The sequence below is a fragment of the Acidovorax sp. 56 genome, assembly GCF_002749705.1.
Classification (GTDB): Bacteria; Pseudomonadota; Gammaproteobacteria; order Burkholderiales; family Burkholderiaceae_C; genus Acidovorax.
In genome coordinates this window covers 487,127-506,964 of the sequence record NZ_PEEV01000001.1, presented here as the reverse complement: position 1 = coordinate 506,964, position 19,838 = coordinate 487,127, and the positions used below count along the sequence as shown (strand labels likewise).

General features: G+C 62.7%; 19 protein-coding genes. 13 read left to right on the top strand and 6 right to left on the bottom strand.

Annotated features, from left to right (window positions below):
* Positions 1 to 2: 2 nt before the first annotated feature.
* The 7 genes from ribH (at position 3) to tolA (ending at position 5,029) form a co-directional block, all read left to right on the top strand.
* Positions 3 to 467 carry a 6,7-dimethyl-8-ribityllumazine synthase gene (gene ribH / locus CLU88_RS02105; RefSeq protein WP_099655181.1) on the top strand — a complete coding sequence of 155 codons (465 nt, stop codon included), beginning with the start codon at positions 3 to 5 and terminating at the stop codon, positions 465 to 467.
* Positions 464 to 1,045: a transcription antitermination factor NusB gene (gene nusB, locus CLU88_RS02100; protein ID WP_099655180.1), complete on the top strand. Its 582-nt coding sequence runs from the start codon at positions 464 to 466 to the stop codon at positions 1,043 to 1,045. The genes ribH and nusB overlap by 4 nt, the downstream gene beginning before the upstream one ends.
* A 159-nt stretch (positions 1,046 to 1,204) precedes the next feature.
* Positions 1,205 to 2,389 carry a pyridoxal phosphate-dependent aminotransferase gene (locus tag CLU88_RS02095; RefSeq protein WP_099655179.1) on the top strand — a complete coding sequence of 395 codons (1,185 nt, stop codon included), beginning with the start codon at positions 1,205 to 1,207 and terminating at the stop codon, positions 2,387 to 2,389.
* A 20-nt stretch (positions 2,390 to 2,409) separates the two neighbouring features.
* Positions 2,410 to 2,826: a tol-pal system-associated acyl-CoA thioesterase gene (gene ybgC / locus CLU88_RS02090; RefSeq protein ID WP_099655178.1), complete on the top strand. Its 417-nt coding sequence runs from the start codon at positions 2,410 to 2,412 to the stop codon at positions 2,824 to 2,826.
* Positions 2,823 to 3,527, top strand: a complete 705-nt coding sequence (tolQ, locus tag CLU88_RS02085; protein ID WP_099655177.1) for a protein TolQ — start codon at positions 2,823 to 2,825, stop codon at positions 3,525 to 3,527. The genes ybgC and tolQ overlap by 4 nt, the downstream gene beginning before the upstream one ends.
* 9 nt (positions 3,528 to 3,536) lie before the next feature.
* Positions 3,537 to 3,959: a biopolymer transporter ExbD gene (locus CLU88_RS02080; protein WP_099655176.1), complete on the top strand. Its 423-nt coding sequence runs from the start codon at positions 3,537 to 3,539 to the stop codon at positions 3,957 to 3,959.
* 23 nt (positions 3,960 to 3,982) lie between these two features.
* Positions 3,983 to 5,029, top strand: coding sequence for a cell envelope integrity protein TolA (gene tolA / locus CLU88_RS02075; protein ID WP_099655175.1), 1,047 nt, complete (start codon positions 3,983 to 3,985; stop codon positions 5,027 to 5,029).
* Positions 5,030 to 5,125: 96 nt separating this feature from the next.
* Here tolA and CLU88_RS02070 read toward each other — a convergent pair whose 3' ends face one another.
* Positions 5,126 to 5,527, bottom strand: coding sequence for a hypothetical protein (locus CLU88_RS02070; protein WP_143225926.1), 402 nt, complete (start codon positions 5,525 to 5,527; stop codon positions 5,126 to 5,128).
* 135 nt (positions 5,528 to 5,662) lie between these two features.
* Between CLU88_RS02070 and CLU88_RS02065 the strand changes: the two genes are divergently transcribed.
* Complete coding sequence (locus CLU88_RS02065) at positions 5,663 to 6,514, top strand: helix-turn-helix transcriptional regulator (RefSeq protein WP_199173401.1); 852 nt, start codon at positions 5,663 to 5,665, stop codon at positions 6,512 to 6,514.
* Between the two features lie 117 nt (positions 6,515 to 6,631).
* Positions 6,632 to 7,747, top strand: a complete 1,116-nt coding sequence (locus tag CLU88_RS02060) for an ISAs1 family transposase (RefSeq protein WP_099655172.1) — start codon at positions 6,632 to 6,634, stop codon at positions 7,745 to 7,747.
* A gap of 84 nt (positions 7,748 to 7,831) precedes the next feature.
* Here CLU88_RS02060 and CLU88_RS02055 read toward each other — a convergent pair whose 3' ends face one another.
* From CLU88_RS02055 to CLU88_RS02035, 5 genes are all read right to left on the bottom strand, one after another.
* On the bottom strand, positions 7,832 to 10,390 hold the full coding sequence (locus CLU88_RS02055; RefSeq protein ID WP_233205348.1) for a DUF3592 domain-containing protein: 2,559 nt from the start codon (positions 10,388 to 10,390) through the stop codon (positions 7,832 to 7,834).
* A gap of 148 nt (positions 10,391 to 10,538) precedes the next feature.
* A complete protein-coding gene (acnB, locus tag CLU88_RS02050; protein ID WP_099655170.1) occupies positions 10,539 to 13,130 on the bottom strand; it encodes a bifunctional aconitate hydratase 2/2-methylisocitrate dehydratase in 2,592 nt (863 codons plus the stop codon).
* 128 nt (positions 13,131 to 13,258) lie between these two features.
* Positions 13,259 to 13,894: a hypothetical protein gene (locus CLU88_RS02045; RefSeq protein ID WP_099655169.1), complete on the bottom strand. Its 636-nt coding sequence runs from the start codon at positions 13,892 to 13,894 to the stop codon at positions 13,259 to 13,261.
* A gap of 28 nt (positions 13,895 to 13,922) precedes the next feature.
* On the bottom strand, positions 13,923 to 14,834 hold the full coding sequence (locus CLU88_RS02040) for a CoA ester lyase (RefSeq protein ID WP_233205347.1): 912 nt from the start codon (positions 14,832 to 14,834) through the stop codon (positions 13,923 to 13,925).
* A gap of 176 nt (positions 14,835 to 15,010) precedes the next feature.
* Entirely contained in the window at positions 15,011 to 15,997 is a 987-nt protein-coding gene (locus CLU88_RS02035) for a malate dehydrogenase (RefSeq protein WP_099655168.1), read from the bottom strand.
* 203 nt (positions 15,998 to 16,200) lie between these two features.
* Here CLU88_RS02035 and CLU88_RS02030 point away from each other — a divergent pair, with 203 nt between their 5' ends.
* The 4 genes from CLU88_RS02030 (at position 16,201) to sdhA (ending at position 19,818) form a co-directional block, all read left to right on the top strand.
* Positions 16,201 to 16,989 (top strand): GntR family transcriptional regulator, encoded by a 789-nt coding sequence (locus CLU88_RS02030; RefSeq protein WP_099655167.1) that lies wholly within the window; start codon positions 16,201 to 16,203, stop codon positions 16,987 to 16,989.
* 134 nt (positions 16,990 to 17,123) lie between these two features.
* Positions 17,124 to 17,558: a succinate dehydrogenase, cytochrome b556 subunit gene (sdhC, locus tag CLU88_RS02025; RefSeq protein WP_099655166.1), complete on the top strand. Its 435-nt coding sequence runs from the start codon at positions 17,124 to 17,126 to the stop codon at positions 17,556 to 17,558.
* A 63-nt stretch (positions 17,559 to 17,621) separates the two neighbouring features.
* Positions 17,622 to 17,987 carry a succinate dehydrogenase, hydrophobic membrane anchor protein gene (gene sdhD, locus CLU88_RS02020; RefSeq protein ID WP_099655165.1) on the top strand — a complete coding sequence of 122 codons (366 nt, stop codon included), beginning with the start codon at positions 17,622 to 17,624 and terminating at the stop codon, positions 17,985 to 17,987.
* A 22-nt stretch (positions 17,988 to 18,009) separates the two neighbouring features.
* Positions 18,010 to 19,818, top strand: coding sequence for a succinate dehydrogenase flavoprotein subunit (gene sdhA, locus CLU88_RS02015; protein ID WP_099655164.1), 1,809 nt, complete (start codon positions 18,010 to 18,012; stop codon positions 19,816 to 19,818).
* Positions 19,819 to 19,838 lie beyond the last annotated feature (20 nt).

Sequence of the window (19,838 nt, the reverse complement as noted above, 5' to 3'; positions counted from 1 at the left end):
ACATGTTTGGCGCAGAAAAAGGAACCTCGGACCGCCTGGACGGCAAGAAGCTGCACATCGGCATCGTGCAGGCCCGCTTCAACGAGGGCATCACCAACACCCTGGCAGCCGCCTGCCTGGCCGAGCTCAAGGCCCTGGGCGTGCCCGAGAAAAACATCACCCATGTGCAAGTGCCCGGCGCCCTGGAAGTGCCCGTGGCACTGCAAGCCATGGCCGAGAGCGACAACTTTGACGCCTTGATCGCCCTGGGCTGCATCATCCGTGGCGAAACCTACCACTTTGAGCTGGTGGCCAACGAATCCGGCGCAGGCGTGACCCGCCTGTCGCTGGACTACCAAATCCCGATTGCCAACGCCATCATCACCACCGAAAACCTGGAGCAAGCTATCGCCCGCCAATCCGAAAAAGGCACCGATGCAGCCCGTGTTGCGGTAGAGATGGCCAACCTGCTGGACGACCTGTCATGACTGAAAACACCCCCTCGTCCAATACCCGCCCCCCCAAGCAATCGCGCACCGGGCTCAAGGCCAACGGCACGCGCAAGGCAGCGTCCAAGTCCAACCGCAGCCGCGCCCGCGAATTTGCCCTGCAAGCGCTGTACCAGCACATCGTGGGCCGCAACGATGCGGCAGCGATCGACTCGTTCACGCGCGACCTGGCAGGCTTTCACAAGGCCGATGCCGCCCACTACAACGCCGTGCTGCACGGCTGCATCAACACGGCCGAAGACCTGGATGCGCTGATCACCCCATTGCTGGACCGCAAGCTGGGCGAGATCTCGCCCATCGAGCGCGCTTCCATGTGGATTGGCGTGTATGAGTTCCAGCATTGCATGGACGTGCCATGGCGCGTGGTGCTCAATGAGTGCATCGAGTTGGCCAAGGAGTTTGGCGGCACCGACGGCCACAAGTACGTGAACGCCGTGCTCAACGGCTTGGCCCCGCGCCTGCGCGCCGCCGAAGTGGCCTCGGACAAATCGGCCGAGAAAGCCCCCGGCAAGCCCGCGGCGGACAGCGCCGCAGCGCAACAGGCCGAAGGCCAGTGAGCCCCTCCTGCGAAGCTTGCTGCGACGCAGGACCCCTCACACAACGGGCTACGCCCAAGCAAGCGTGGCCACACACGCTGCACTGGGCTGGCGACAGCCCACCGCCCCGCCCTTTTTTGAGCCCCACCCGCGTCCGCGCGGGCCGCAGGACCTCTCCCCATGAAGTTTTCCTCCCGCGCAGAGCAGATCGAACCGTTTTACGTGATGGAAGTGGCCAAGGCCGCACAGGCCCTGGCCCGCGAAGTGGCCGACACGCGCGAGCCCATGATCTTCCTGAACATTGGCGAGCCCGACTTCACCGCGCCGCCCCTGGTGCAAGAGGCGGCCGCCAAGGCCGTGCGCGATGGCGCCACGCAATACACCAACGCACTGGGCCTGGACGCCCTGCGCGAGCGCATCAGCGGCTGGTACCAAAGCCGCTTTGGGGTGCAGGTGCCAGCCCGCCGCATCGTGGTGACGGCCGGGGCATCGGCAGCGCTGCACCTGGCCTGCCTGGCGCTGATCGAGAAAGGGGACGAGATCCTCATGCCCGACCCGAGCTACCCCTGCAACCGCCACTTTGTGAGCGCGGCAGAGGGCAAGGCCGTGCTGCTGCCCACCACGGCGGCAGAGCGCTACCAGCTCAGCAGCGACAAGGTGCGCGCGGCCTGGACCGAAAAAACCCGTGGTGTCCTGCTGGCATCGCCCTCCAATCCCACCGGCACCTCGATTGCGCCGGGCGAGTTGCGGCGCATCCACGAGGTGGTGCAGGGCCATGGCGGCATCACGATGATCGATGAGATCTACCTGGGCCTGTCGTATGAAGAAGAGTTTGGCCACACGGCCCTCGCCATCGACGAGAACATCATCAGCATCAACAGCTTCAGCAAATACTTCAACATGACCGGCTGGCGCCTGGGCTGGATGGTGGTGCCCGAGGCCATGGTGCCCGTGGTGGAGCGGCTGGCGCAAAACCTGTTCATCTGCGCCAGCACCGTCTCGCAAATGGCGGCGCTGGCCTGCTTTGAAGCCGAGAGCATTGCCGAGTACGAGCGCCGCCGCGCCGAGTTCAAGGCCCGCCGCGACTACTTCATCCCTGCGCTGCAATCGCTGGGCTTGCAAGTGCCGGTGATGCCCGACGGCGCCTTCTATGCGTGGGCCGACTGCACCGATGCGGCGCAGCGCCTGGGCGTGACTGGGAGCTGGGATTTCGCGTTTGAGGTGATGCGCCGCGCGCACGTTGCCATCACCCCAGGGCGCGACTTTGGCAGCCACAAACCCGAGCGCTTTGTGCGCTTTTCCACGGCCAACTCCATGGCACAGCTGCAAGAGTCGGTGGCGCGCCTGCGCACCCTGCTGGCCTAGCGCGGTTTGAAAGCACACGCATGGCCTTTGAGTTTCCGATCCGCATCTATTGGGAAGACACCGATGCCGGTGGCATCGTGTTCTATGCCAACTACCTCAAGTTTTTTGAGCGCGCCCGCACCGAGTGGCTGCGTTCTTTGGGCATTGGTCAGCACACATTGCGGGAACAAACCGGCGGCATGTTTGTCGTAACCGACGCGCAGCTGCGTTACTTGCGGCCCGCGCGGCTGGACGATGAACTGATTGTTACCGCCAGCCTGCAGGACAAGGGGCGTGCATCGCTGACAATATTGCAGCAAGCGCTCCTGAAACCAGAGCACATGACCGAAGCCAAGCCCACGTTACTGAGCGAAGGCACCATCCGCATAGGCTGGGTGGACGCCGCAACGATGCGCCCCGCAAGAATACCGAGCCCCCTTCTGGAACAACTTTCATGAACCATCAAAACATGTCCATCTTGAACCTGGTGCTGCAGGCCAGCTGGGTGGTGCAGCTGGTGATGTTGCTGCTGCTGACCGTGTCGATCGCCAGCTGGGCCGCCATCTTTCGCAAGCTGATTGCGCTCAAGCGCGTGAAGTCGCTGAACGAAGACTTTGAGCGCGACTTCTGGTCGGGCACCAGCCTGAACGATCTGTTTGCCAGCGCCGCGCAAAACGCCAAGAACGCTGGCCCCATGGAGCGTATTTTTGCCAGCGGCATGCGCGAATACCAAAAACTGCGCGAGCGCCGCATCACCGACGCAGGCACCCTGCTGGACGGCGCCCGCCGCGCCATGCGCGCCAGCATGCAGCGCGAGATGGATGTGGTCGAATCCAGCCTGTCCTTCCTAGCGTCGGTCGGCTCTGTGTCGCCGTATGTGGGCCTGTTTGGCACGGTGTGGGGCATCATGCACGCCTTCACAGGCTTTGCGGGCATGGAGCAGGTCACCCTGGCCACCGTGGCCCCCGGAATTGCCGAGGCGCTGGTGGCCACCGCCATCGGCCTGTTCTCTGCCATTCCGGCCGTGATTGCCTACAACCGCTTTGCGCGCGACATTGACCGCGTGTCCACACACCTGGAGACCTTCATTGAAGAGTTCTCCAACATCCTGCAGCGCAACCTGGGCGCACAGCCTTCGCAATCGGCCTCTGGCCATTAAGGAGCCCGCATGCCCGCCATGGCGTCTCGCGGCAAAGGCCGTCGCACCATCAATGAAATCAACATGGTGCCGTTCATCGACGTGATGCTGGTGCTGCTCATCATCTTCATGGTGACAGCGCCCATGCTCACCCCCGGCATGATCGATGTGCCCAGCGTGGGCAAAGGCAAGAACGTGCCCAAGGTGGTGGCGCAGGTCATCGTGAACAAAGACGGATCGCTGCAGCTCAAAACCCCCGAGGCCACGCGTACCGTGACCCAGCGCGAAGTGGGCGACGCGGCCCTGCGCTGGCAAAAAGACCAGAGCAAGGACACCGCCGTGATCATCAGCGCCGACAAGGGCGTGCAGTACGAAGCGGTGGTCAAGGCCATGGATGCCCTGCAAAAGGCGGGGGTTCAACGTGTTGGCCTGTCCGTCAAGCAAGGCGGTTGAACCCATTGCTGCCCCCATCCTCCATGCACGCTCAAGACGACCGCGATCAGTTTTCGCCCCCACGGCCACCAGGGCGCCTGCGCGCAGTGGCCATGGCCGTGCTGGTGCACGCCGCACTGATGGGTGCCCTGACCCTGGGCGTGAACTGGAAGACCACAGTGGACCAGCCGGCGGTGGAAGCCGAGTTGTGGGACAACGTGCCCCGACAAGCGGCCCCGGCAGACAACACACCGCCGCAGCCCCCCGAGCCACCATCGCCGCCAGAGCCCCCTCCAAGGCCGGTGCCTGCGCCCCCTCCTCCACCGCCGCCCCCACCGCCCCGCGCGCAGGACAAGCCTGACACGCGCGAAGCAGACATCGCCATCGAACGTGAGAAGAAGCGGCTGGAGCAGGAAAAGCGCGAGCGCGCAGAGCAGCAAGAGCGCGACAAACGTGAACGCGACCGCCGCGAAAAGCTGGAAACGGAAAAGAAGGAACGCCTGGAGCAAGAGCGCAAGGAGCGCCTGCAAAAGGAAAAAGACAAAGAGCGCGAGCTGAAAGAAAAGCAGGCCGAGCAAAAGCGTGCCGAGCTGAAAAAGCAGGCCGACGAAAAACGCAAGGCGGAAGAAGCGGACGCCAAACGCAAGGCCGAGGCGGAGTCGGATGCCAAGCGCAAATCAGAAGCCGATGCGAAGCGCCGCGCCGATGCCCAGGCCAAAGAAATGGCGGCCCAGCGCGAAGCCAACTTGCGCCGCATGCAAGGCCTGGCCGGCGCCACCGGCGGTGAGAACGCGAAGGGTAGCGACAAGGTGTCCTCAGGCCCATCGGGCAGCTACGGCGGCAAGGTCGCGGCCAAGGTCAAGCCCAACATCGTGTACCCCGATGCCATTTCGGGCAACCCGCGCGCGGTGGTGGAAGTGCGTGCGGCCCCCGATGGCACCATCGTCGGCAAGAAGCTGATCCAGTCCAGCGGCAACAAGGCCTGGGATGACGCCGTGCTGCGTGCGCTGGACAAGACCGAAACACTGCCGCGCGACATAGATGGGCGCGTCCCCTCGTCGCTGGAAATCGGGTTCCGTCCACAGGACTGAGAAACAGCCTGTACTCTCCAACCGCGCCCACCCGGTCACCACGTGACCGGGTGGAAAGCAGGGCCTCAGCCATTGCAGAGCCCCCCTGTACACAGATCACACGGCAGCGCGAGGCGTGGACACGCTAGAACCCGCCCACTCCAGCTCGGCGAGCACCAACACCACCAGCCCCTGCAACACGACCCAACCCTGCCCCAGCGGGGTCAGGGCCATGCCAGAACCCCAGACGAGCCAGGCACTGGCAGCCACCCAGGCAAAGTTGCCAAGCGCCAGAAAGCGCACACCCGTGGATGGCAACTGCGGGCGCGATGCCAACCAGGCCGCCAGCGAAGCAGCCGAAAGCACGATCAGCGCAGCCAGCTGCAACACGTAGGCCGGGATACCCATCCACGGAGCGATGAGCGCACTGCCCAGCCCATGGCTCAGGCACATACCCAAGCCAGAGGCGGCATCCAGCCACAACACGCGGCGCAAGGTAGAAGAACGAATCGTGAACATAAGAGACTCCTGTGAACCAAGTGGTAGGAGCCCCATGTTCCGCAGCATCGGTCATGGCGTCGATGACCTGGGAGGTCATAAGACCGCAGGCATTTGGGGTGGTATGGCGGAGCGAACCTGCTCACAATCACGGCCATGGCATCCGACACACAGCATTCCAACGCCGCCCCATTCGCGCCGACCCGGCGGATGGCCGTGGGCGACCACCTGCGCCAGTGGCGCCTGCGAAGGCGCCTGAGCCAGCAGGAGCTGGCCGATGACGCAGCCCTTTCGCCACGCCATCTGAGCTGCGTAGAGACCGGCAAGGCCAGCCCCAGCCGCGAGCTGGTGCTGCGCCTGTGCGAGCGCTTGGCCGTCCCCCTGCGTGATCGCAACGCTTGGCTGGTCGCAGCGGGCTATGCCCCCATGTACCGCCAGCAGCCGCTCGACGACCCGTCGATGCATGCCGCTCGCCAGGCCGTGCAACACCTGCTCGACCGCCACGCCCCCTGGCCCGCCGTGGCGTTTGACCGGCACTGGAACATGGTGCTGGCCAACCGCATGGTGCAACCCTTGCTCGAAGGGGTGGACCCTTCCCTGCTGCAAGCCCCCGTCAACCTGCTGCGGGTGAGCCTGCACCCCCAGGGGTTGGCACCGCGCATTGTCAATCTGAACCAATGGCGCGAGCACCTGTTTGCACGCCTACAGCAGCAACTGCACAACACCTTTGACGCGTCACTGCAAGCCCTACTCACCGAGTTGCATAGTTACCCCGGCCAGCCAGACGAGCAAGCCCACCACTTGGCGGGAGAGCATCTGGGGGTGTTGATGCCTTTTCTCATCCAGTCCCCCTGGGGCGTGCTGAACCTGATCAGCACCACCACGGTGTTCGGCTCGCCCACCGATATCACCTTGCAAGAGCTGGCGCTGGAGACGTTTTTTCCTGGAGACGAGGCCACGGCGCAGACCCTGCACGCTCTGGCGGCAAAGAGCACGCTCGAAGTCTGAGATTCATATGAAAAATCGCCTCTAGCGCTTACAGACAAAGCGCAGGGCAATCGCATCTAAATAGATGCAGCTATTTGCGGCGAAACTGCAGCGTGTGATCACCCAACCAACGCTCCCGTGACCCTGCTGCAGCACCTGCAAGTCATCCCCGACCCGCGCCTAGAGCGCACGCGTCGCCATGAACTCCAATCCATCCTGGCCATAGCGCTGTGCGCAACCATCGCAGGCGCAGACAACTGGGTGGAAGTAGCCGAGTTCGGCGAGTTGCACCACGACTGGTTCATTCGTTTCGTTCCGCTGCCCTCAGGCATTGCCTCGCACGACACCTTCGCGCGAGTGTTTCGCCTGCTTGACGCCAAGCAACTAGAGCTGGCCTGCCAACAGTGGCTGGCCCAAGTGGCGGGCCGGGTATACGGCACAGTGGCGATTGACGGCAAAAGCGTGCGCGGCAGCAGCAAAGGGGAGGCTCGCAGGCCACTGCACATGGTCAGCGCCTGGGCTGCAGACATGGGATTGCTACTGGGCCAGTGCAAGGTTGATGGCAAGAGCAACGAGATCACCGCCATCCCCGAGTTGCTCAGGCTGCTGCACCTCAAAGGCTGCATCGTCACCATCGATGCCATCGGCTGCCAAAAGAGCATCGCCCAGCAGCTTCACGAGCATGGTGCGGCTTATGTTCTGTCCCTCAAAGGCAACCAGCGGCACATGCACGCAGTGGTTCAAAAGCACTTTGAAGTGCAGGCGAGCCAAGAGCCGCCCGATGAGAACACCTACACCGAGCGCTCAAGCGGCCATGGGCGCCAGGAGCTGCGCAGCTACCGGCTCAGCCCCGTGCCCGAGGCATTGCAGCGAGCGGCAGTGCACTGGCCGGGGCTGGCCAGCGTGGTGCAAGTCACGCGCCAGCGCCAACAAACGGGAGGCGAGGCTAGCGAAGAAGTCAGCTACTACCTGAGCAGCTTGCCAGTGCACACGCCTGCACGGGTGCTGGCGCACAGTATCCGTTCGCACTGGGCGGTGGAGAACCAGTTGCACTGGAGTCTGGATGTGGCGATGCGCGAGGATGCGGCGCAGTCCTATAAAGACCAGGGACCGCACAACCAGACGCTGCTGCGGCGCATGGCGCTGCAGTTGCTCAAGAGTGACACGTCGGTGAAGGTGGGTGTGCAGGCAAAGCGCAAGCGCGCTGGCTGGGATGTGGGCTATCTGGCACATGTCCTGGGCATCAGGGTTTAGATGCGATTGCCCTGAGACAAAGCGCAACAAGCTATAAATTCAATAGCAAACCGCAAGCCTATGAGGCACGGAAAGAAGCAACGCTCACGTTCCCGCAGGCTGGCGTTTCAACAACCACTGCTCCGTCTCCTGCTGCTGCCGAAACCGCGCCCAATCCAGCACATTCTTGCCATGCGGGTCGCGGCCCCACAGGTCTACACGCTGCTGCTCCAGCCATTCCAGCACGGGGATGCGGCCTTTGGCGGCCGCCAGCATGGCCGGTGTCTCGCCCCGGCTGGCAGGGGCTGGTTCGGTCAAGGATTGCCCTTGTTCTTTCAGCCAATCGAGGCAAGGCACGCAGCCGCTTTGCGCGGCCATGTGCACGGGGCCCCAGTCCCAGCGGTTGCGTGCCTGCAGGCTGGCCCCCGCCTGCACCAGGCGTTGCGCCACCGCCAGATGGCCACCATAAAAAGCCCGCAGCAGGGAGGTGTCGCCGCGCTCACTGTCTTTGGCCATCTGCCGCAGATCGGGCTGGGCCCCGGCCTGCAGCAGCGCCTCGACATGTGCCAGTTGCCCCCGATGGGCGGCCAGCATCAACACGGAGGAACCCGTGTCCGCGAGCAAATTGGGGTTGGCGCCATCGCGCAATGCCTGCACCAGCGCGCTGGCATCGCCCGCATTCTGGGCATCCATCAAGCGGGCATCCGCAGGCGCCCAAATGCGCGAGGACGCCACCGTGGCGGGGCCTTGCGACACAGCATGCCGCCCCGCGCCCACCACCGAGCGCCCGCCATAAGCCCACCACACGAGCATCCCAAAGGCCAAGAGCCAAACCCAGCCACCCCAGGCTGGGCGTGAATGTGCAGCCACCTGGGGCCGCTGCGCCCCCGGCGTGAAGCGCCCCCGCCGGTCCAGCCAGGCACGGGCCACCGCCTGGCCCACGGCTTGTGCAGCAGCCGTGCCGCTCAGCCCCGGGGTCAGCTTTTGCAGATACCCTGACGCATCCTTGCCCAACACCGCATGGTAGGCCTGAGTCCCAGCCGTGAACTGCAGCTTGTGCACCAGCGCCTGGCTGGATTCGCCCGGCAACGACGCAACGCGAGACCACACCCAAGAGCCGCGATGCACCACCAGGCCATCGTCTTGCACCCGCAGCGTCCACCGCCGGGTGGCGGCATGCAACGCCCAGGCAGGCAAAACCAACCAAGCCAACCAACCCCAAAAGCCGCTCGGCAGCACCAGGGAGCCAGGCTGGATGCGGTCGTTCACCCACCACTCCAGCGCCAGCAAAGCCAGCGCCACAGCCGCGGACCAGCGCCACGCGGTCTGCTCGAACGCGAGCGACCAGGCATCCGCTGTCTCCGTCAAACGCACGTCCGGGGGAAGAAAGCGCGGGAAATCAGCGGGCTCCACCATGCTCGATGAACCCAAGGCCTGAGGGGCGACATCTTGCCAAAAGGCTGGTGGCTCGATGGGGACTTCTTGCGTCCACTGCGCCCGCCGGTCAAAGCGGTCTGGCGCGGAGGTAGCCTCAGTCCAGGAAGGGGTGGCGGCCTCTACCGGCAAGTCATACGCCAGTTCCAGCGTGCCATCCTCGCGCACCAGCTCCAGCCGCCAGTCCACCCGCTCACCACCACGCCGCGCACCATGGGTGGGTGCATCCTCAGGCAGCTCAAAACGCGCGACCAGACGCATGCCGCCCTCGCCCGTCGGCTGGCGCCGCGCCGTGGCCTCCAGCACCTCCACCCGGCGCTCGGGCGATCCCGAGCTGGACTCGTCCACACGGTATTGCGCCAGTTGCATGCGCAGGCTTTCGGCACCCGCCTGCTGGACGGCCCGCACAGGCAACACCAGCGTGATTTCGACCGGCCGCCCCGCCGTGGGCCGTGATGGCAAGGCCGTCATGCCCATGCCTTGGTAGCGCCAGGCCTTGCGGCTGTGATGCCAAGCAGCCACCACCAACCCCACGCCGATCACCACAAAGATGCCCATGAAGCCCTTGCCCCACCACGGCGCTTTGCCATCCGACCAGAACAGAGCAGCCATGGGGAAAGCAATGCCACACCAGAACACCGCGAAGAACCACAACGCCCCCTGCCCCTTGGCCAAGGAATGGCGCGGCTCAAGGTCCTGCGCATCTTCCTTGGGGCGCCACAAGATGCGCAGGAACATCCATGCGGCCGCCACGCCAACGCCGGTGAACACCAGGGCAAACGGAAGTCGAAAAATTTGCAGCCGCCAGCGGATGCTTCGGTCCAGCAGTGCCTGGGCCGGGGCCTGTGGGTTGACCCAGGCGGTGACGGGTTCACCCCGCTCCTGCGCCTGGCGCAGGGTGCGGTGCCATTGCGCCTGCCAGTCGCCCACGTTGTCTGCGCCTGGGCGCAGGTCGAGCCCCACGCGTTGCCCTTCGTAAGCTTGCCCAGCCACCGTGTAGCGGTACCGGGCCTGCACCTGGTAGGTGGTGCCACCTTCGCTGCCTGGATGCTGCTTCAGTTGCACATCCAGCACCTGGGCTGGCACGGGTTGCCATTGGCGCACAGCCCATGCCGCCGACGCGGTCTCTGCCAAAGGCCGCAGCCCTGCCCAGTACCCACTGGCACCAAACGCCACTGCAAAGATGGCGCAGAAAACCAGCAAAACCCCTCGTCCCATTGTGTTGTCCATGCTTGCCTCCTTTTTGTTGTTGTTGTTATGGATGTCTTGTTTTGGGCTCCAGCATAGTGACGAATTCATGACGGCGGCATGACACCCAAGGCAGGGCAAAAAAAAGCGGCCCCGAAGGGCCGCTTGTGTTGCGCAAAGAACGCAAGGATCAGGCGGTCACGCCCTTGGCGGTTTCTGCGTACTCTTCGATCTGGTCGAAGTTCAGGTACTTGTAGATCGAAGCACCATCCTTGTTCACGATGCCCATGGCGTCGTGGTACTCGGCCACCGTGGGGATCTTGCCCAGCTTGGACGCGATGGCGGCCAGCTCAGCCGAGGCTAGGAACACGTTGGTGTTCTTGCCCAGGCGGTTGGGGAAGTTGCGGGTGGAGGTAGACACCACCGTTGCGCCTTCGCGCACCTGGGCCTGGTTGCCCATGCACAGCGAGCAACCGGGCATTTCGGTACGGGCACCGGCGGCGCCAAAGTTGGCGTAGTGGCCTTCCTTGATCAGCTCGCTCTCGTCCATCTTGGTCGGTGGTGCCACCCACAGCTTGACGGGGATGTCACGGCTGCCGCCGAGCAGCTTGGCTGCAGCGCGGAAGTGACCGATGTTGGTCATGCAAGAACCGATGAAGGCTTCATCAATCTTGGTGCCAGCCACATCCGACAGGGTCTTGGCATCATCAGGGTCGTTCGGGCAGCACAGGATGGGTTCCTTGATGTCGGCCAGATCGATCTCGATGACGGCTGCGTATTCGGCATCCTTGTCGGCTTCGAGCAGGTTGGGGTTGGCCAACCAGGCTTCCACCTTTTCGATACGACGCTGCAGTGTGCGTGCATCGGCATAGCCGTCGGCAATCATGTTCTTCATCAGCACGACGTTGCTGGTGAGGTATTCCTTGACGGGCGCTGGGTTGAGTTTGATGGTGCAACCGGCAGCAGAGCGCTCTGCGGATGCATCAGACAGTTCAAACGCTTGCTCGACCTTCAGGTCTGGCAGGCCTTCGATTTCAAGGATGCGACCGGAGAAGACGTTCTTCTTGCCAGCCTTGGCCACCGTGAGCAGACCCGCCTTGATGGCATACAGAGGAATGGCGTGCACGAGGTCGCGCAGCGTCACGCCAGGCTGCATTTCGCCCTTGAAACGCACCAGAACCGATTCGGGCATGTCCAGGGGCATCACGCCCGTTGCAGCACCAAACGCCACCAGACCGGAGCCAGCAGGGAACGAAATGCCGATGGGGAAGCGGGTGTGCGAGTCGCCACCAGTGCCGACCGTGTCAGGCAACAGCAGGCGGTTGAGCCAGCTGTGGATCACGCCATCACCAGGACGCAGGGCCACGCCGCCACGGTTGCTGATGAACGCGGGCAGTTCGCGGTGAGTCTTCACGTCCACAGGCTTGGGGTAAGCCGCAGTGTGGCAGAACGATTGCATGACCAGATCGGCCGAGAAGCCCAGGCAGGCCAGGTCCTTCAGCTCGTCGCGGGTCATGGGGCCGGTGGTGTCTTGCGAGCCCACAGTGGTCATCTTGGGTTCGCAGTACGTGCCGGGGCGCACGCCTTGGCCTTCTGGCAAGCCCACGGCACGGCCCACCATCTTCTGGGCCAGCGTGAAGCCTGCGGTTGTGGCCACAGGCGCGGTTGGCAGGCGGAACAGTGCGGAAACGGGCAGGCCCAGGAATTCGCGGGCCTTGGCCGTCAGCGAACGCCCGATGATCAGGTTGATACGGCCGCCAGCGCGCACTTCGTCAAACAGCACATCGCTCTTGAGCTTGAACTCCACCACGGTCTCGCCGTTCTTCACGATCTTGCCGTCGTAGGGGAGGATGTCGACCACGTCGCCCATTTCGAGCTTGGACACATCCACTTCGATGGGCAGGGAGCCAGAGTCTTCTTGCGTGTTGAAGAAGATGGGGGCGATCTTGCCACCCAGCGTCACGCCACCAAAGCGCTTGTTGGGCACAAACGGAATGTCTTGGCCCGTGGCCCAGATCACGCTGTTGGTGGCCGACTTGCGGCTGGAGCCCGTGCCCACCACGTCGCCCACATAGGCCACGAGGTGGCCCTTCTTCTTGAGGTCTTCGATGAACTGCATCGGACCGCGCTTGCCATCTTCTTCAGGCTTGAACGCCGCGCCTTCGCGGGTGTTCTTGAGCATGGCCAGGTAATGCAGCGGGATGTCGGGGCGGCTCCAGGCATCTGGCGCGGGCGACAGGTCGTCGGTGTTGGTTTCACCGGGCACCTTGAACACGGTGACGGTGATCTTCTTTTCAACTTCAGGGCGGGTGGTGAACCACTCGGCATCGGCCCAGCTCTTGATGACTTCCTGCGCCTTGGCATTGCCAGCCTTGGCCTTGGTCGCGACATCGTTGAAGAAGTCGAACATCAGCAGGGTCTTCTTCAGGCCCTCTGCAGCCACACCGGCCACTTCGGCGTCGTCCAGCAATTCAATCAGCGGGTGCACGTTGTAGCCGCCGACCATGGTGCCCAGCAACTCCGTGGCCTTGGCCTTGGAGATCAGGCCTACCTTAATGTCACCATGAGCCACAGCGGCCAAAAAGCTGGCCTTGACTTTGGCAGCATCGTCCACGCCGGGCGGTACGCGGTGGGTCAGCAAATCGAGCAAAAAGGCATCTTCACCGGCAGGTGGGTTCTTGATCAGCTCGATCAGTTCAGCAACCTGCTTGGCTTCCAGGGGCAGCGGGGGAATGCCCAGGGCGGCGCGCTCGGCTACGTGGTCACGGTAGGCTTTCAACATGGTTTTCTCCGGTTGTTTTCTAAAGTGGGGCGATGGCGCGCCTGCCCTATCAGGCAATCGGCACCGACGTTTTTAAGGCAGTGTCTTGTGCTGGCAAACCAGACGGCAAGAGGCACTGCCCGGATGATTTACTTGCTGCCCTTGGGCGCGTCGAACACGCTCGGTGGCGGAGTCTTCTTGATGGCTTCGGCCACCACGACCTGCTCAGGGCTCATGCATTCGTCAGCCATGCGCTGGCCCAGCTTCTGGTTCATCAGCATGGACTTGTTGGCAATCTGCAGCCACACAGCACCGGCCTTCTGGTCTTCCAGGCGCACGGCCCCCGTGCTGGTAGCCACTGGCGTCATGCGGTACTTGAAGCCTTTGCCTTCCACATGGAAATAGCCCGGCGTGGCGGCGTCTGCAGAGATATTGACCACAGCACCCAATTCGCAGGGGATACGGCCCACATGCACGCGCTCGGCAATGGCCAGTTCTTCAGGTGACAAGGCGGCCTCTGCGGCAATGATGCCGGTCGCTACCTGGTTGGCAGCGCTCTTGAGCTGGGTGCGGCTGCTGGTTTGCTGTGCCTTGGCTACTGTGGTCTTGTTGGCGGGCGCACTGGCATTGCCACTGGCCTTGGCGGCAGGGGCTGGCTTGGCCTTTGCCGGCGCATCCTGCTTGGCGGATGCGGTCTTGGAAGCGGGCTGGGCCGCCGTAGTGGCCTGCGCCATCACCCATGCGGGAGCAAGCAGCATGACTGCAGAAGCGATCAGAGTTTTCATGGCGTCGTGGGTCCTGTGGAATGTCAGGCTATAAAGAAGAGTTCAATGCGCAAGCATCAAACCAGTGACTGACGGCGGGAGGCAGCGACACACCTGTGCGGTGCGCGCGCTCCAGCAATTGCCAGTAAAAACGGTAGCTGGCCCGGTCATGCAACACCCCGCCATGGCTGATGGGTGCCCACTGCGCGGTTTCAGCCGCCAACAAAATCTGCGATGCCGTCTGCACCTCATCCATGGCGGGCGCGAAGGCACGCAAGATGGGCCGAATCTGCGACGGGTGAATGCTCCACATGCGGGTGTAGCCCAGCTCCTGCGATGCCTGTGTGGCGGCAGCCTGCATGGCGGCGGGGTCGGTGAACTCGGTCACTACGCAATGCGAAGGGACTTTGCCATAGGCATGGCAAGCAGCGGCAATTTCAAGCTTGGCGCGCACCACCAGCGGATGGGCAAACTGCCCCCGTGACGTCATGGCATGGACAGGGATCGCGCCACCGTGGGCCGACACAAAGTCCATCAAGCCAAAGCTGAGGCTCTGTACCCGGGGGTGGGCCGCAATGTCAAAAGCATGCTTTACGGCCAAAGGGGATTCGATCAGTGCGTGCAAAGGAAGGCCTGCGGCGCCTGCGCGCTCCAGCGCCCGGTCCACCGCCAACACATCGTCAATGGATTCGACCTTGGGCAACATCACATGGCACAGGCGATCACCCGCCAAATCCACAATGGTGGCCACATCATTGGCAAAAGCGGGGTGACTGGCTGCATGCACCCGGGCCGCAACACGGGCGCCCGCAGGGGCTTGCGCAGCCAACCCGCCCACCAGGCGGGCATGCTCAGCCTCAAGCCCTACCGGCGCGCCATCCTCGCAATCGAGGGTGACGTCCACCACGCAGGTGCCAAATTCTTGGGTCAGTTCGGCCTGCATCTGCAGGCTTTTGCGCATACGCGCTTCAACCCCGCTGTAGTGGTCGCAAACGGGCAATAAGCCTGTTTGCACCTGCGCACCCAACAGCAGGGTGCGAGGATGCACCTGTGCCCGCCCTGCCCCGCCCGCTGGGGCAGCGGAGGTCGCAAGACCCGAGGAATCAGAAGGGGCAGGCACGGGTACCACAGGCAGATTTACAGCAGGTGCTTGACGCCGTCTTGCTCGCCTTGCAGCTCAGCCAGCGTGATGTTGATGCGCTCTTGCGAGAAGGCATCGATTTCCAGACCTTCAACGACCTTGTACTCGCCGTTTTCGCAAGTCACGGGGAAGCCGAACATCGTGTCCTTGGGAATGCCGTATTGGCCGTCCGAAGGAATACCCATGGTGACCCACTTGCCATTGGTGCCCAGGGCCCAGTCGCGCATGTGGTCGATGGCCGCATTGGCAGCCGAAGCAGCCGAAGACAGGCCGCGGGCTTCAATGATGGCGGCACCACGCTTGCCCACGGTAGGCAAGAAGGTGTTGGCGTTCCACTCTTGGTCGTTGATGGTCTTGGCAACGCTTTCGCCGTTGATGGTGGCAAAACGGTAGTCGGCATACATCGTGGGCGAGTGGTTGCCCCAGACGGTCAGCTTTTCGATGTCAGCCACAGCCTTGCCGGTCTTGGCAGCGATCTGGCTGGCAGCACGGTTGTGGTCCAGGCGCAGCATGGCCGTGAAGTTCTTGCGTGGCAGGTCAGGGGCCGACTTCATGGCGATATAGGCGTTGGTGTTGGCGGGGTTCCCCACCACGAGCACCTTCACGTTGCGCGAAGCCACGGCATTCAGGGCCTTGCCTTGTGCGGTGAAGATGGCACCGTTGACGGCCAGCAGTTCGGCACGTTCCATGCCAGGGCCGCGTGGGCGCGAGCCAACCAGCAAAGCGTAGTCAGCGTCCTTGAACGCAGTCATGGGGTCGCTGTGGGCGGTCATGCCCACCAGCAGAGGGAATGCGCAATCGTCCAGTTCCATCATCACGCCCTTGAGCGCCTTTTGGGGGCCTTCGGCCGGCACTTCCAGCAGTTGCAGGATGACGGGCTGGTCCTTGCCGAGCATTTCGCCAGAGGCGATGCGGAACAGCAGTGCGTAACCGATTTGACCAGCGGCGCCTGTAACGGCAACACGGACGGGCTTCTTGCTCATGGTGAAAACTCCAGGAAGTGACAAAAACAGGTAAAGGTGCAACGCAAGCACCAGCGCCTGTTACCAGCAGCCCGTGCCCCGCAAACAGCCTTGGAGTTTACCCCTGTTTCATGGCCTCGGTCAATTTGTCTTATGTCTTATATAAGATATGATTGCGCAGCTTCAAATTGCCATCCTGCCCCACAGCACCCACGACCAGCGCCATGTCTTCGCTCCCGTTCGCCGCCGACAATCCCGCCACGCCGCAAAGCGCCACCGGACTGTCCACGCCTGCGTTCAGCCCGCTGTACCAGCAAATCAAAGGGCTCATCCTGCAAAGCCTGCAGCAAGGCGAGTGGAAGCCCGGCGAAGCCATCCCCAGCGAGATGGAACTGGCGGCGCGCTTTCGCGTAAGCCAAGGCACCGTCCGCAAGGCCATTGATGAGCTGGCCGCTGAAAATCTGGTCATGCGCCGCCAAGGCAAAGGCACTTTTGTGGCAACGCATGCCGAGCAGCATGTGCAGTACCGATTTCTGAAGCTACTGCCCGACACCGGCGATGCCAGCGTGGAGGGCCCCGCCCAGCGCAACATCATCGACTGCCGCAGGGTGCGCGCCTCTGCCGAAATTGCGCGGACCTTGGCGCTGCGCAGCGGCGATGCCGTGATACAGGCCAAGCGCATTTTGTCGTTTGCCGGGGTTCCCACCATTTTGGAAGACATCTGGCTGCCAGGCCATGCCTTCAAGGGGCTGACGGGCGAGCAGATGGCGAACTACCAAGGCCCTACTTACGCCATGTTTGAAATTGATTTTGGCGTGCGCATGGTGCGCGCCGAAGAGAAAATCCGGGCCGTTTTGCCCGACGCAGACCAAGCCGCTTTGCTGCGAGTAACCACCGGCACCCCCTTGCTCAGCGTAGAGCGCATCGCTTACACCTACAACGATGTTCCGATGGAGTTACGCCGCGGTTTGTACCTCACAGACACGCACCATTACCGTAACGAACTGAGCTGACAGCAGGCTGGCACCTGAGCGCAAAGGTCAAAAATTCAACCCAACACAAATCCCCGGTTGTTGCATTGCAATAGAATTTTGTGTTGTTTGCATCTTCCAATTACAGAGCAGTTACATCCACGAAAGCACCAGACATGACCGAACTAGCCAAAAAACGGCCTGAATTCCGCAACATCAATGCCTTCAAGGACCTGACAACCTACCGCATGGCGCCAGCAGCATGGGTTTCCATTCTGCACCGCGCCAGCGGGGTGATCATGTTCCTTTTACTGCCTTTCATCCTCTGGATGTTTGACACGTCTCTGTCATCTGAAATCTCTTTCGCCAAATTCAAGGCGGCTTTCAATGTCGGTTTGTATTTTGTTCCCGGCTGGTTCGTCAAGCTGGTGGCCTTGGCATTGATCTGGGCCTATCTGCACCACTTCATCGCAGGCCTGCGCCATTTGCTGATGGATGTGAACCACGCAGCAGTCACCAAGGAATTCGGCAAGTCATCCGCCGTCTTCACCTTGGCCGTGAGCATTGGCTTGGCTTTGGTGCTTGGCGCCAAGCTGTTCGGTCTGTACTGATTCAAACAATAAGGCAAGTGCAGCACCTAGCAGCACCGCCCCACCCCCAAAGAGGAAACTGATATGTCCGTCAATTACGGCTCCAAGCGCACCGTCGTCGGTGCCCACTACGGCCTGCGCGACTGGCTGAGCCAGCGCGTCACCGCCGCCCTCATGGCTTTGTTCACCATTGTGGTTCTGGTTCAACTCGTGGCCTCCAAGGGCCCGATTGGCTACGACCTGTGGGCTGGCATTTTTTCCGCCCAATGGATGAAGGTTCTGACCTTCTCCGTGATCGTGGCCATGGCGTGGCACGTGTGGGTGGGTGTCCGCGACATTTTCATGGACTACATCCAGCCCGTGGGCCTGCGCCTGGCCCTGCAAGTTTTCACCATTGTCTGGCTCGTCAGCTGCGCTGGCTGGGGCATCCAGGTTCTGTGGCGTCTCTGATTCCCGCGATTGAAGGTACAAAATGAGCTATACAAAAGCCAACATCACCACGCGCAAGTTTGACGTAGTCATCGTCGGCGCAGGCGGCTCGGGCATGCGCGCCGCACTGGAACTGTCTCGCGCAGGCCTGAACGTGGCCTCGCTGTCCAAGGTCTTCCCCACCCGCTCGCACACCGTGGCAGCCCAAGGCGGCGTGTCCGCCTCGCTGGGCAACATGAGCGAAGACAACTGGCACTATCACTTCTACGACACCATCAAGGGTTCTGACTGGCTGGGCGACCAGGATGCCATCGAGTTCATGTGCCGCGAAGCCCCCAAGGTGGTGTACGAGCTGGAACACTTCGGCATGCCGTTCGACCGCAACCCCGACGGCACCATCTACCAGCGCCCCTTCGGCGGCCACACCGCCAACTACGGCGAAAAGCCTGTGCAACGCGCCTGCGCTGCAGCCGACCGCACTGGCCACGCCATGCTGCACACGCTGTACCAGCAAAACGTCAAGGCCAAGACCAACTTTTTCGTGGAATGGATGGCCCTGGACCTGATCCGCGACGAGTCCGGCGACGTGGTCGGCGTGACCGCCCTGGAAATGGAAACCGGCGACCTGCACATTCTGCAAGCCAAGACGGTGCTGCTGGCCACCGGCGGTGCGGGCCGCATCTTCGGCGCCTCCACCAACGCCTTCATCAACACCGGTGACGGCCTGGGCATGGCGGCACGCGCAGGCATCGCCTTGCAAGACATGGAGTTCTGGCAGTTCCACCCCACCGGCGTGGCCGGCGCTGGCGTGCTGCTGACCGAAGGCTGCCGCGGCGAAGGCGCCATCTTGCTCAACAGCAACGGTGAACGCTTCATGGAGCGCTATGCCCCCACCCTGAAGGACTTGGCCCCCCGCGACTTCGTGTCGCGCTGCATGGACCAGGAAATCAAGGAAGGCCGTGGCTGTGGCCCTAACAAGGACTACATCCTGCTCAAGCTGGATCACCTGGGTGCAGAAACCATCCACAAGCGCCTGCCTTCGGTGTACGAAATCGGCGTCAACTTCGCCAACGTGGACATCACCAAGGAACCCATCCCCGTGGTTCCCACCATCCACTACCAGATGGGTGGCGTGCCCACCAACATCCATGGCCAGGTCGTGGAACAAAAGGACGGCATCAACAACTCCGTGATCAACGGCCTGTACGCGGTGGGTGAATGCGCTTGCGTGAGCGTGCACGGCGCCAACCGCCTGGGCACCAACTCGCTGTTGGACCTGCTGGTGTTTGGCAAGGCCGCAGGCCGCCACATCGTCGAGTTCAACAACAAGAACAAAGAGCACAAGACCCTGCCAGCCAATGCGGCCGACCGCACGCTGCAGCGCCTGAACCAGCTCGAAGACTCCAAGGGCGGCACCTACTCGCAAGCCCTGGCAGGCGACATCCGCGCCACGATGCAGCAGCACGCTGGCGTGTTCCGCACCCAGGCCAGCATGGACGAAGGCGTTCAAAAAATCGCCGAACTGCGTGCCCGCGTGTCCAGCGTCACGCTGCAAGACAAGTCCAAGGTGTTCAACACGGCCCGCATCGAAGCCCTCGAAGTGGACAACCTGATCGAAGTGGCCCAGGCCACCATGGTGTCTGCCGCAGCCCGCAAGGAATGCCGTGGCGCCCACACCGTGTACGACTATGAGCACCCTGCGGACCACGCAGAGTTCCCTCTGGGCCGTAACGACAAGGAGTGGATGAAGCACACCCTGTGGTACAGCGAAGGCAACCGTCTGGATTACAAGCCGGTCAACCTCAAGCCCCTGACAGTGGACAGCATTCCACCCAAGGTCCGGACGTTCTAAACAGTAGCCCCACGAGAGCA